General features: G+C 36.6%; 9 protein-coding genes and 1 riboswitch. All 9 genes read left to right on the forward strand.

The features are described from left to right. Positions 1–960: 960 nt before the first annotated feature. On the forward strand, positions 961–1,491 hold the full coding sequence (gene hpf, locus QVA17_RS11185; protein WP_027432185.1) for a ribosome hibernation-promoting factor, HPF/YfiA family: 531 nt from the start codon (positions 961–963) through the stop codon (positions 1,489–1,491). 377 nt (positions 1,492–1,868) lie between these two features. Continuing rightward, positions 1,869–4,433, forward strand: coding sequence for a preprotein translocase subunit SecA (secA, locus tag QVA17_RS11190; protein ID WP_287388954.1), 2,565 nt, complete (start codon positions 1,869–1,871; stop codon positions 4,431–4,433). Between the two features lie 122 nt (positions 4,434–4,555). Further along, on the forward strand, positions 4,556–5,689 hold the full coding sequence (gene prfB / locus QVA17_RS11195) for a peptide chain release factor 2 (protein WP_287388956.1): 1,134 nt from the start codon (positions 4,556–4,558) through the stop codon (positions 5,687–5,689). Between the two features lie 120 nt (positions 5,690–5,809). Then, complete coding sequence (locus QVA17_RS11200) at positions 5,810–6,304, forward strand: chemotaxis protein CheW (RefSeq protein WP_287388958.1); 495 nt, start codon at positions 5,810–5,812, stop codon at positions 6,302–6,304. Further along, positions 6,291–7,883, forward strand: a complete 1,593-nt coding sequence (malQ, locus tag QVA17_RS11205) for a 4-alpha-glucanotransferase (RefSeq protein ID WP_287388960.1) — start codon at positions 6,291–6,293, stop codon at positions 7,881–7,883. Before QVA17_RS11200 ends, malQ begins: the two co-directional genes overlap by 14 nt. A 185-nt stretch (positions 7,884–8,068) precedes the next feature. Next, positions 8,069–8,158: riboswitch (cyclic di-GMP riboswitch) on the forward strand. A 311-nt stretch (positions 8,159–8,469) separates the two neighbouring features. Beyond that, positions 8,470–9,438, forward strand: a complete 969-nt coding sequence (locus tag QVA17_RS11210) for a CAP domain-containing protein (protein ID WP_287388963.1) — start codon at positions 8,470–8,472, stop codon at positions 9,436–9,438. 629 nt (positions 9,439–10,067) lie between these two features. Continuing rightward, positions 10,068–10,517 carry an ACT domain-containing protein gene (locus tag QVA17_RS11215; protein WP_103953529.1) on the forward strand — a complete coding sequence of 150 codons (450 nt, stop codon included), beginning with the start codon at positions 10,068–10,070 and terminating at the stop codon, positions 10,515–10,517. 117 nt (positions 10,518–10,634) lie between these two features. Further along, positions 10,635–11,855 carry a homoserine dehydrogenase gene (locus QVA17_RS11220; protein ID WP_287388965.1) on the forward strand — a complete coding sequence of 407 codons (1,221 nt, stop codon included), beginning with the start codon at positions 10,635–10,637 and terminating at the stop codon, positions 11,853–11,855. Positions 11,856–11,950: 95 nt separating this feature from the next. After that, on the forward strand, positions 11,951–13,270 hold the full coding sequence (locus tag QVA17_RS11225) for an aspartate kinase (protein WP_027432178.1): 1,320 nt from the start codon (positions 11,951–11,953) through the stop codon (positions 13,268–13,270). Positions 13,271–13,496: the final 226 nt, after the last annotated feature.

Consider the following 13,496-nt stretch of genomic DNA (forward strand, 5'->3'; position numbering starts at 1 on the left):
CTATTTATGCCATTAAAAATGTATAGCTATAATGATTGTGGAAAACTTATCCACAAAGCATATGCTTTCTATTGTTGATAATGTTTATTATTTCTATTAGATTTTTATATCTAAAGTAAAGAAGAACGATTAAATATAACAAAAGTTACTATTGATTTTTATTATTTTGTGCATCTTTTACAAAAAATATCCTTTCTATTAAAATTATTTAAAATAGTCTTGACATTATAAATGTGGAAACTTTAGACTTATCCACAGCGCAAAAGCCCTGATTTCAAGGGCTTTTGGACTTAACCACAAAGTTATCCACTTTATCCACAATTAAAAAGTGGAATATTAAACCTAAATTTATTCCCCTAAAAGTAGGAAATGAATTTTGTTAAAAAGTGAGAATCTAAAAATAGGGTTTGACATTTTAACTAAGAGATGAACCAGCAATTTTGCGGTACCCTAGTACTAGTTTTTAATTAAAAATAGTAAATAAGCATAACTAATTGGTTCAATGGTATTAATTAAAAATATACTTATCCACACTGGTAGTAAATAATCCACAAGTTCAAAGCCAGTTAGGAGAAGACTTATAGGACTTGTCCACATTTTCAAAAAATATACTAGTACTTTAGAACCAAAACTTTAAATAAGTTATCAACATAGTGGGTAAAACTAAGTGGAAAAGCAGTTCTAAAATTTACATAAAGTTCATAAGTTCTAAACTTGTTTAAATACGTAAATATGGTATAATAAACACATAAAGATACAACATGTATCTAACAGTCGTGAAACTTACATATGGGATTTGTGTTAAGGAGGTTTTTAAGGGGTTAGGCATTTCAATTAACATTTATTCATGGGGACGTAAGTCTATAATTTAATATAAGAGAATATTAGTTGAGGTGTTTGATATTAGTACATGTGAAGTTGTTTTTCCCACGACAATCTAATGTAAAGGAGTTGGACATCATGCGTTTTATTATAACAGGTAGAAATATTGATATTACAGAGGGTTTGAAGTCAGCAGTAGAAGATAAACTAGGAAAGTTAGACAGATTTTTTGCTCCTGAGACAGAAGTCAATGTTACATTAAGTGTTGAGAAAGAAAGACAGAAGATTGAGGTTACTATTCCTGTAAAGGGAAATATCGTTAGAGCCGAGGAGGTAAGTAATGATATGTACGTTTCAATTGACTTAGTAGAAGAAGTCATTGAACGTCAGTTAAAGAAATATAAGAACAAGATTGTTGATAAGCAGAACAATCATGCAAGCTTCACTAAGGAATTCGTTGAAAAGGAAGTAGAGGATGAGGAAGAAGTAAAGATCATCCGTACTAAGAGATTCGGCATTAAGCCAATGGATCCAGAAGAAGCTTGTGTACAGATGGAATTACTTGGCCATGACTTCTTTGTATTCTTTAATGCAGAGACAGAAGAAGTTAATGTTGTCTATAAGAGAAAGGGCAACACATATGGTCTTATTGAACCAGAATTAGACTAGTATTAACTAGTAATTTTACTTAATTAGTGAATTGGCTAAGTCAATCCTAATTAAACAAAAACTGTTTAGGTAATCTAAAGACTGGGTTGGTTATCTAAAATAAGAGGAAGAGGAAGACTTAGTTATATAATTAATATTTATGGGCATACTTATATTTTTAAGTATGCCCTTTATCTTTATTTTTTATCTTTGTTCCATATTCGTATTCTTTATCTTTATTTAATATTCATAGCCCCCTGAAAACTTGCGTATAACCTAACAAAATGTTACAATTACAAACGTGTGAAAACTTGTTAATTGTGCAAATTTTCCAATTTCGTTTTTGCCTTAATTTGGCTGAAACGATGCACTAGAGGAATTAAAAGGAGCGTAAAATAATGGGATTAGCTCAGAAAATTTTTGGTACTCACAGTGAACGTGAGCTTAAAAGAATAACTCCAATTGCTGATAAGGTAGAGGCTTTAAGAGAGGAATATGGTAAACTATCTGATGAGCAATTGCAGTCTAAAACAAGAGAATTTAAGGATAGATTAGCTAAAGGGGAGACACTAGATGACATTTTACCAGAAGCTTTTGCAACAGTAAGAGAAGCTTCTAAGAGAGTTCTTGGTATGGAACATTATAGAGTACAGATCATTGGTGGTATTATTCTCCACCAGGGACGTATTGCTGAGATGCGTACTGGTGAAGGTAAGACACTTGTTTGTACATTACCATCTTACCTTAATGCCCTTACAGGAGAAGGCGTTTTAGTAGTAACAGTTAATGACTACTTAGCAAAGCGTGATGCTGAATGGATGGGTAAGATTCATGAGTTCTTAGGTTTAAAGGTAGGTATTGTACTTCACGACCTTAAGCCAGATGAAAGAAGAGAAGCCTATGCTTGTGATATTACTTATGTAACTAACAACGAACTTGGTTTTGATTACCTTCGTGATAACATGGCAATCTACAAGGAACAGCTTGTATTACGTAAGTTAAATTACTGTATTATCGATGAGGTGGATTCAATTCTTATTGATGAAGCTAGAACACCACTTATTATTTCAGGTCAGTCAGGTAAGTCTACTAAGATTTACGAGCTTTGTGATGTACTTGCTCGTCAGTTACAGAAGGGTGAATACAAGGGCGAGATGACTAAGATGCAGTACATGATGCAGGAAGAAATTGAAGAAGATGGCGACTTTATCGTCAATGAGAAGGATAAGGTTGTTAACTTAACAGAACAGGGTGTTCACAAGGTTGAGCAGTTCTTCCACATCGACAACTACGCAGACCCAGAAAACTTAGAGATTCAGCATAATGTAACATTAGCTCTTCGTGCTAATTACCTTATGCATAGAGATAAGGATTATGTAGTTAAGGATGATGAAGTATTAATCGTTGATGAATTTACAGGACGTATCATGCCAGGTCGTCGTTATTCAGATGGTCTTCATCAGGCTATTGAAGCTAAGGAGAAGGTAAAGGTTAAGAGAGAAAGTAAGACTCTTGCTACAATCACTTTCCAGAACTTCTTTAATAAATTTGCTAAGAAGGCAGGTATGACAGGTACTGCTATTACAGAGGAGAAGGAATTTAGAGATATCTATGGCCTTGATGTAGTAGAAGTTCCAACTAACAAGCCAGTTCTTAGAAAGGACTTAAACGACGCAGTATTTAAGACTAAGAGAGGTAAGTTCGCAGCAGTAGTTAATGCTGTTAAGGAAGCTCATGCTAAGGGACAGCCAGTCCTAGTTGGTACAATTACAATCGAGACATCAGAATTACTTAGCAAGATGCTTACAAAGGAAGGCATTCCTCATAACGTATTGAATGCTAAGTTCCATGAACAGGAAGCTGAAATTGTTGCTCAAGCAGGTCAGCATGGTGCTGTAACAATTGCTACTAACATGGCAGGTCGTGGTACTGATATTAAGCTTGATGAAGAAGCAAGAGCAGCAGGCGGTCTTAAGATTATTGGTACAGAAAGACATGATTCAAGACGTATTGATAACCAGCTCCGTGGTAGAGCAGGTCGTCAGGGTGATCCTGGTGAATCAAGATTCTATTTATCTCTTGAAGATGATTTAATGAGACTCTTTGCACAGGAGACTTTAATTAATACCTTTAATAGACTTGGTGTTGATGAGTACGAACAGCTTGAGCACAAGATGCTTAGCCGTGCTATTGAATCAGCTCAGAAGAAGATTGAAATTAACAACTACGGTATCAGAAGTCACTTACTTGAATACGATCAGGTAATGAATGAACAGCGTGAAATTATGTATGCTGAAAGACGTAAGGTTCTTGATGGTGAGAACATGCGTAAGTCAATCATTAAGATGATTACTGACTTTGTTGAAAATGTAATTAATCGTACAGTCAACGAAGATGCCGATTACGAAGATTGGGACTATGAAGCTATTAATGAATTATTAATTCCTACAATTCCACTTCCAAAGGTTTATCCAGATGAGAATATAAAGACTAAGAACGAGCTTATGCAAGACCTTAAGGAAAAGGCTGTAAGACTTTACGAAGAAAAGGAAGCTCAGTTCCCAGAAGCAGAGCAGATTCGTGAATTCGAGCGTGTTATCTTACTTAAGGTAATTGATAGAAAGTGGATGGATCACATCGACGATATGGATCAGTTAAAGCAGGGTATCGGTTTACAGGCTTACGGTCAGAAAGACCCAGTTGTTCAGTATAAGATGATGGGTTATGACATGTTCAACGAAATGACAGAAGGCATTACAGAAGATACAGTAAGACTTCTTATGCATGTACAGGTTGAGCAGAAGGTTGAAAGAGAACAGGTTGCTAAGGTTACAGGAACTAATAAGGACGACGGTCCATCTGTTAAGGCACCAGTTAAGAGAGTAGATAAGAAGATTTACCCTAACGACCCATGCCCATGTGGAAGCGGTAAGAAGTATAAGAATTGCTGCGGTAGAGCATAATAGTAATTAGATATAATTAAGATTTAAGGCAAGGACATAGTATTTGTCCTTGCTTTTTAAAATTATTTTTGATAAAAAGATAATAAGTAAATTAAAGGAAGAGATAAGTTAAAGGAGCTAATATGGTTGAATATGATCAGTTTAAATTAAAATTAGAGGCCTTAGAAAAACCTCTTAATGGAATCAAAGAATCCCTAAATCTTGATTCTAAGGCAAAAAGAATAGAAGAGATAGAAGCAGATATGGAAGCTCCAGGCTTTTGGGACAATCCCGACAAGTCCAATAAAGAGATGAAGGAATTAAAGAGCTTAAAGTCTAGCTTTGAGAATTACGACGCCCTAAAGCAAAGTCTTGAAGACATTAAGACTTTAATTGAAATGGCAGAAGAAGACGAAGATACTTCCCTTGTAGCAGAAGTAGAAGAGGAGCTTAGTAAGCTAGAAACTAACATGGATAATCTAAGAATTGAAACTCTTTTATCCGGCGAATATGATAGCTGCAATGCCATTCTTACTCTTCATGCAGGAGCAGGTGGAACTGAGAGCTGCGACTGGTGTCAGATGCTTTATAGAATGTACACAAGATGGGCAGAAAAGCACGATTACAGCTATGAAATCATTGATTACCTTGATGGTGAAGAAGCAGGAATTAAGTCTGTAACTATTGAAATCTCAGGTGATAATGCCTATGGCCATTTAAAGTCAGAACATGGCATCCACAGACTAGTTAGAATTTCTCCATTTAATGCAGCAGGCAAGAGACAGACATCTTTTGTTTCCTGTGATGTTATGCCAGATATTGACAAGGATATCGACATTGAAATCAACGACGATGATTTAAGAATAGATACATACCGCTCAAGTGGTGCCGGTGGACAGCATATCAACAAGACAAGTTCTGCCATTAGAATTACTCACCTTCCAACAGGAATTGTAGTACAGTGTCAGAATGAGCGTTCTCAGCATCAAAACAAAGACAAGGCTATGCAGATGTTAAAGTCTAGATTGTATTTACTTGCTCAAGAGGAAAATGCAAAGAATGCTGCAGATATTCGAGGAGACGTTAAGGATATCAATTTCGGAAGTCAGATTAGAAGTTACATTTTACAGCCATACACTATGGTAAAAGACCACAGAACAGCCAAGGATATTGGAAACGCTCAGATGGTTCTTGATGGAGATATTGATCCATTTATCAATGCTTATTTAATCTATATAAGCACAGGCCAGAAGGCAAACGAAGAAACTGACAATTAAATATGAATTCTAATATATTCTCACTATTAATAAAATGTGCTATAATATTTTTAGTTATAAACGGGAGAAATAAAAGCTACAAATCCTTATAAAGGAAGGCTAATTCAAGGAGGATAATACATGGCAAGTTACATCAAACCAGTTGTTTTCTCATTAAATGGACATCTCTTTGGCGTGGATATAAGTCTAATCCTATCAATTGAAAAACAGGTAAAAGTGGTAAGAATACCTAATGAATCTCCTTGTGTAGAAGGTATTATTAATCTTCGAGGAGATGTAATTCCTCTTTATGATTTAAAGAAGAAGTTCACTTTTGCCGGGGATAGTACTAATCCAGACGATAAGAGTATAATCGTTATAAGAACTAAAGATACTAAATTAGCTATAACAGTAGATAGCGTTTTACACATAGGGGATGTGGAAAGCGCTAACATTAGCGAAATGCCCGAATTAGCTAAAAAACCAGGTGAAGAGGTTTTTGACAGAGTAGCCAACATTAATGGTAAATTAGTGGTTTTACTAAACGTAGATGCCATTCTTTCAAAGGAAGAATTATCAGACATCGAGAAGGTGAAGGAGGCCGCTAATAAAGAGGTGGAGAATGAACAAGACTAAATTTAAAAGAAGTGCAGGAATTTTAATGCCCATAAGCTCCTTGCCATCGCCTTATGGCATAGGAAGCTTAGGAAAGGCAGCCTACGAATTTGTGGATTTTGTAAAGGAGAGCAAGCACAAGTACTGGCAGGTTTTGCCCCTTGGCCCAACAACCTACGGCGACAGCCCTTACCAGTCCTATTCAGCCAATGCAGGAAATCCATATTTTATCGACCTAGACATTTTAATTGAGGAGAAGTTACTCTTAAAGTCTGAGGTACTAGCCCTAGACTGGGGCGATGGCTTTGTCCCTGTTGAAGTAACAGAGCAACAAGCTCTACTAGGACAGTATGAGAAAGCCTATGATATTAAACTAGGGGACAGTAGATACGTTAGTTATGAGAAAATGTATAAAAACCGCTATACAATTCTAAGAACTGCCTTTAAGCGTTTCCTTGAGCTTATAAAGACAGACAAAAGTAAAGCGGATGCATTTTCAAAATTCATAAAGGAAACTAAATGGCTAGAAGACTACGCTCTTTATATGGCCTTAAAGGATGAAAACGACCACAAATCCTGGGCAAGCTGGGAGGATGATCTTCGTTTTAGAAAAGAAAAGGCCTTAAAGGCAAAGGAAGAAGAGCTAAAGGATGAGATATGTTTCTGGCAGTTTATCCAGTATAAGTTCTTTGAGCAGTGGGATAAATTAAAGGCCTATGCCAACAGCTTTGATATAGAAATTATTGGGGATATTCCAATCTATATGGGCTATGACAGCGTGGATGTCTGGGCAGGCCAAGAGCAGTTTCAATTGGATGAGAACTTAACGCCAACTAAGGTTGCAGGAGTTCCACCAGATGATTTTAGTGCTGATGGCCAGAAGTGGGGCAATCCGCTCTACGACTGGGATAAGATGGCAAAAGATGATTTTAAATGGTGGAGAGATAGGGTAAAATGGCAGACCAAGCTCTACGATGTCATAAGAATCGACCATTTCCTAGGCATTATAAAGTACTATACAGTTCCTGAGGCTGACGAGAATGCAAAGAATGGAAGCTACAAAAAAGGACCAGGACAAGCCCTTCTTGATGCCATTAACGAAGAACTTGGGGATAAGAAGCTTATAGCAGAAGATCTAGGCGTCTATCTAGAAGAGGTCAATGAAGTTCTAGAATATAACGGATATCCAGGCATGAAGGTCCTTGAATTTGCATTTGGTGGTAGCAGGGATAATCCGCATTTGCCTTATAACTATGAGAAAAATTGCGTGGTTTATGGAGGCACCCATGATAACGAAACCATTGTGGGCTTCTTTAAAGATAGGCCAGATAGCGAGCTTGCCTACGCCTTTGACTATTTAGGAACTAAGAATAGGGAAGAGCTTTTGGATAAAATGTTTAGAGCCGCCTATAGTTCAGTGGCAGTCCTTACAATTTTTGGCGTCTGGGACATTTTAGGTCTTGATAATCATGCAAGAATTAACATGCCTTCAAGCACAGGAACTAACTGGAAGTGGCGTATGACTAAAGGTGCTCTTGATGAAAAATGTCTTAATGTAATGAAATATTACGCTAGCGTTTTTGATAGAGAACGTGTATGATAATAGAAGAAAATTAATAAGCAAAGTACAATTCGTCCTTAACTGGGCGGATTGTACTTTTTAAAATGTCAATAAATCTGCAAAATAATTTTCTAACCCTAAAATATCCGAATTTGTGTAAAAATAGTACTAAAGTACTATTTACATATGATATATTGTTGGTATAATTAAGATAGAAAGAGAACTTAATATGTTGGCAAACTTAGCGAAAGCTAAGGACGCAAAGCCAAGGGTCTAACCCTTCAAGGACGAAGGAACGACAGCCGGTTGCACTTTATTTCGATTAACTTTTAATAACTGGAAGTTTACAGGGATGTAAAAAACTAGTTGTGTCTAAGTTATAATGAAGTTTATTATGCACCCGGTAAGGGTGCTTTTTTATTTTAAACAACTGTTTAAGTAATCTTTAAGTTAACAAGGAGGTTAACTTACTAGGGATTGGACAAGGAAGTCGCATGAGACATGGAGGTCGAATAAGACTCGGGGAGTCAGATAAGCAGGATGGCTTAAGATTTTTACGTAAGATGTTTATCTAGTACTCATATGTAACATTTAAAACTTGGCGTGGAGAATGGGAGATATGATTATGAGGAATTCTAGAAAAAATGTAAAGTTTTTATCAATTATTGCAGCACTTTTAGTTATGGGAACAGGTGCATTTATCGCAATTAACGTTGCAGGAAGCAACAATTCAAAAAAGAGCGCATCAGTGAGTGTGGCAGCAGCAAATACAACTGATACAACCAATAGCGGATCAGTTGCAGGAGAAAGCGAGTTAGCTACAGGAACAGGGAAGATCAATGTAGACGAGCAGGAGACAGATATGGGATATAAAGCAGTAGTAGGCTCAACTGGCAGCGCTAATGAATCAACAACACAAAGTCAGACTGAAGCCCCAACACGAGAAGAAACAACACAGGCACCAACACAAGCAGCTACACAGGCAGCAACAGAGGCACCAACACAAGCGCCTACACAAGCAGCTACACAGGCAGCAACAGAGGCACCAACACAAGCTCCTACAGAGGCCCCAACAGAGGCACCAACACAAGCTCCTACTCAGGCAGCTACAGAATTAAGTATTAATGCTCATAGATCAGACGATGAGTATCATGGTATGGCAGCAACTAATGCAGGTGCTTATTCATCATATATTCAACAGGTTTATAACCTTATTAACGAGGAAAGAGCAGCCGTTGGTCAAGCAGCAGTATCATACGATAGCAGCTTAACAATAATGGCTTGTCATAGAGCAGCAGAGAATGCTGATAATGATTTCTTTGACTATTCAGGTGGACATCATAGAAGACCATTCTATGCATCTGATGGTAGCTTAAAAGAAGCTAAGACAATATGCTACTACTACGGCCAGTATGGTAGCTTTGGAGAGGTAATGGGAAGATACCAATCAACTCCAGCAGATATTGTAACTGGATGGCATAATTCACAGGCTCACTATAATTGTATGGTAAGTTCTAAATATACAAGAGTTGGTGTGGGAGTAGCACAAGACTCAGCAGGTAAGTATTACTGGGTAGCAATATTTATGAATTAATGTTACAAGGTTGTATATAAGCTAAATTTGAATATCCTACAAGATGAAACCTAAGTTAGCGAATAGGCTGATTTAAAGTCATCGTTAAGAGAAGACTTTAACCAATGGTTAAAGTAGAAGTTACTCAATTTTACAGTGCTTAAGCGACAGGATATGTGCTTGTCCCCAAACGTTGATAAGGCAGACTGTCGCTTGGCATTAAAAGCATAATTATTATTACAATTTATATTTTTAATTTGCTATTAAGTCTTAGGACTTTTTAGATGTAGGATATGGCAATCCTCCCCCCGCCGTATCTTGCATATATAAAGGCAATGGGAGGTTCCCCTAAGCCCCTATTGTCTTTCCCTCTCCCCCAAGGATCCGGGGCTTTCCCCAATCATAGCCCCGGAACTATTAAAAGGAAGAAGGAACCCCAGACAATTTAATATGGTTTTAAAGATAAAGCTGTTGCTTTATTTTTAAATACACCCCTCGTGTTTTTTCTCTCCCGTTTCACGAGGGGTTTTTTATGTGAAAAAATATGATTTTTCTAGTATTTTCCCTTGCATAATTCAAATATATATGTTAATATTCTTTCTACGAAAGACAGTTGTCTTTCGTAGAAAAACAAAAACATGGGTGAAATTATGGATGAGAACATTAAGTATTATGTTGTTAAGCAAAAGGCCCTGCCAGAAGTTTTATTAAAGGTGGCTGAAGCTAACAAACTTATAGAATCAAGTAATATAAGCGTAGCAGATGCTACAGAACAAGTGGGGATTAGTAGAAGTTCTTATTACAAGTATAAAGATGATATTTTCCCATTTAGAGATAATGTTAAGGGTAAGACTATTACCTTTGTATTATCAATGAATGATGAAACTGGAATTCTTTCTCTTGTTTTAAAGAAGGTGGCAGATTTTAAGGCTAACTTATTAACAATTCATCAGACAATTCCAGTTAATGGTGTTGCATCATTAACCTTAAGTGTAGAAATCTTACAAGAAACCCTCGACCCATCAAAGATGATTGAGGAAATTGAAGCCCTACACGGGGTAAGATATCTAAAGATTCTAAGCTCAGATGCGACTTTATAGGGAGTTAGATAATAGTTAAGTCAATTTAATTTAGATAGTAGTAATTAAGATAGTAGTAATTTAGATAATAGATTTATAGGCGATATGTAGTAAATGTTAATTAGGAGGACAAGGTAAATGGCAAAGGTTGCAGTATTAGGATACGGCACAGTAGGTTCTGGCGTAGTAGAAGTTCTAGAACGTAACGCAGATTCAGTAAAGCTAAAGGCAGGAGAAGAGGTAGTAGTTAAATCAGTTCTTGATTTAAGAGATTTCCCAGGAGATCCAATTCAGGAAAAGATTGTACATGATATTGATTTAATCGTTAATGATCCTGAAATTGATGTAGTTGTTGAAGTTATGGGCGGCGTAGATGTACCATACAAGTTTGTTAAGGCATGTCTTGAAGCAGGTAAGAGCGTGTGCACATCTAATAAGGCTTTAGTTGAAGCAAAGGGACCTGAACTAATTGCCCTTGCTAAGTCAAAGAATGTTAACTTTATGTTTGAAGCTTCAGTTGGTGGTGGAATTCCAATTATTCGTCCGCTTAACACAAGCCTTACAGCAGATAAGGTTAACAAGATTACAGGCATTATGAACGGAACAACTAATTACATTTTAACTAAGATGAGCATGGAAGGTGCTTCTTATGAAGATGTTTTAAAGGAAGCACAGGAACTTGGTTATGCAGAACGTAATCCTGAAGCTGATGTAGAAGGACATGATGCATGTCGTAAGATTTCAATTCTTACATCCCTTTATTCAGGAAAGACTGTTAAGTTTAAGAATGTAACTTGCGAAGGTATAACTAAGATTTCTAACGAAGACTTTGCTTATGCTAAGAAGCTTGGTTGTGTAATTAAATTACTTGCAAGCAGCTATGTTAAAGATGGTAAGGTCTATGCAATCACAGCACCTTTTATGATTGATAAGAACCACCCATTATATAATGTAAATGGCGTTTTAAATGGCATTTATGTAAATGGTAACATGGTAGGAGACTTGATGTTCTTTGGTTCAGGAGCTGGTAAGTTGCCAACAGCAGCTGCTGTATGTGCAGACGTTGTAGATTGTGTAAAGAATCTAAGCAATCATCAGGAAGTTTTCTGGTCAGAAGAAGAATTAGATTTAGGGGATACTAATGATGAGGTAAGAGCTTTTTTTGTAAGAGTTAAGGGTAAAGATACTAAGAAGGCAATGGATGCATTTTCAGGAGAAATTAATGTCGTAGAATTAAACGAATTAACAGATGAGTTTGCATTCTTTACTGAGAAGATGACAGAAAAAGAATTTAATGAGTCAGTTTCTAAGCTTGATATGATTACAAGAATTAGAGTTGATGATACAGTTTTAAATTAATTTTTGCAAAAATGTGACATAACATTTTTACAAAAACAAGATATAGACTTTTGTAAAAATAAGACATATAAATGGAATTTGATGAAGGAGAAACAATGATTAAAGTAGTTAAATTTGGTGGTAGTTCACTTGCTAGTGCTGAACAGTTTAAAAAAGTAGGTAATATTATCAGAGCAGAAGAAGAAAGAAGATATGTAGTTCCTTCTGCACCAGGAAAGAGATTTTCAGAGGATATTAAGGTAACAGATATGCTTTACAAATGTTACGCAGAAGCTGAAAATGGAAAGAATATAGATAAGTCTCTTCAGGCAATTAAGGAGAGATATGACGAAATCATCAAGGGACTTGGTTTAAAGCTAAGCTTAGCGGACCAGTTCAAGACTATAAAGAAAAATTTTGAGAATCTTGCAGGTAGTGATTATGCAGCATCACGAGGCGAGTATCTAAATGGTATTATAATGGCTGAATACCTAGGATATGAATTTATTGATGCAGCAACAGTGATTTTCTTTGATAAGAACGGGGAATTCGATTCAGAGAAAACAAATGAAACACTACAAAAGAAACTTGCCAAGGTTGAAAGAGCCGTTATTCCGGGATTCTACGGTGTATTAGCCAATGGCAAAATCAAGACTTTCTCAAGAGGTGGATCAGATGTTACAGGCTCAATTGTTGCGCGTGCTGTTAAAGCAGATGTTTATGAGAACTGGACTGATGTTTCTGGATTTATGGCTGCTGACCCAAGAATAGTTAAGAACCCTAAGTCAATTGATGTAATTACATACAGGGAGTTAAGAGAGCTTTCATATATGGGAGCTTCAGTACTTCATGAATCGGCAATTTTCCCTGTACGTAAGGAAGGTATTCCAATCAATATTCGTAATACTAATGCACCACAGGATAAGGGAACTATGATTGTTGGTACAACATGCAATGTGCCAAGTTATACAATTACAGGTATTGCCGGTAAGAAGGGTTTTGTATCTATCAGCATCGATAAGGAATTAATGAACTCTGAAATCGGTTTTGGTCGTAAGGTATTACAGGTATTTGAAGACAATGGAATTTCCTTTGAACACATGCCTTCAGGAATTGATACAATGACAGTTTTTGTCCATCAGGATGAATTTGTGGAGAAAGAGCAGAAAGTACTTGCAGGTCTTCATAGAGCAGTTAATCCTGATACAATCGAATTAGAGTCAGACCTAAGCTTAATCGCAGTTGTTGGACGAGGAATGAAGAATAATTCGGGTATTGCAGGCGCTATTTTCTCTGCGCTCGCTAAAGAAAAGATTAATATCAAGATGATCGACCAGGGTTCATCAGAGCTTAATATTATCATTGGTGTTAGAAACAAGTATTTTGAAGATGCAATTAGAACTATTTATGGAGTATTCGTACAAGAGGAAGCGTAATTTAGACTGGTTACATATTCAAGAAGAAGCTTAGTGGCTTTAGCTTCTTATAACTAATAAAAAGTGAATAAAAATTACCTAAATTAGTATGTGTTAAATGGGCGGACCCTTAAGGGTTCGCCTTTTTGAACGCAGTGTAAGCAATCCCCCGCTTCAAAAGCGTAAGCTTTAAGCGGGGGTATAAAGCTTACTAGTGTCAGAAGGGGTTAAAGCCCCTTCTGACAGG

Origin of the sequence: Lachnospira sp. (assembly GCF_016290755.1) — a bacterium.
GTDB classification, from domain to species: Bacteria; Bacillota; Clostridia; order Lachnospirales; family Lachnospiraceae; genus Lachnospira; species Lachnospira multipara.

Coding starts and splice junctions, on each gene's coding strand:
- hpf (WP_027432185.1), top strand. CDS start 961: ATGCGTTTTATTATAACAGGTAGAAATATTGATATTACAGAGGGTTTG.
- secA (WP_287388954.1), top strand. CDS start 1,869: ATGGGATTAGCTCAGAAAATTTTTGGTACTCACAGTGAACGTGAGCTT.
- prfB (WP_287388956.1), top strand. CDS start 4,556: ATGGTTGAATATGATCAGTTTAAATTAAAATTAGAGGCCTTAGAAAAA.
- QVA17_RS11200 (WP_287388958.1), top strand. CDS start 5,810: ATGGCAAGTTACATCAAACCAGTTGTTTTCTCATTAAATGGACATCTC.
- malQ (WP_287388960.1), top strand. CDS start 6,291: ATGAACAAGACTAAATTTAAAAGAAGTGCAGGAATTTTAATGCCCATA.
- QVA17_RS11210 (WP_287388963.1), top strand. CDS start 8,470: ATGAGGAATTCTAGAAAAAATGTAAAGTTTTTATCAATTATTGCAGCA.
- QVA17_RS11215 (WP_103953529.1), top strand. CDS start 10,068: ATGGATGAGAACATTAAGTATTATGTTGTTAAGCAAAAGGCCCTGCCA.
- QVA17_RS11220 (WP_287388965.1), top strand. CDS start 10,635: ATGGCAAAGGTTGCAGTATTAGGATACGGCACAGTAGGTTCTGGCGTA.
- QVA17_RS11225 (WP_027432178.1), top strand. CDS start 11,951: ATGATTAAAGTAGTTAAATTTGGTGGTAGTTCACTTGCTAGTGCTGAA.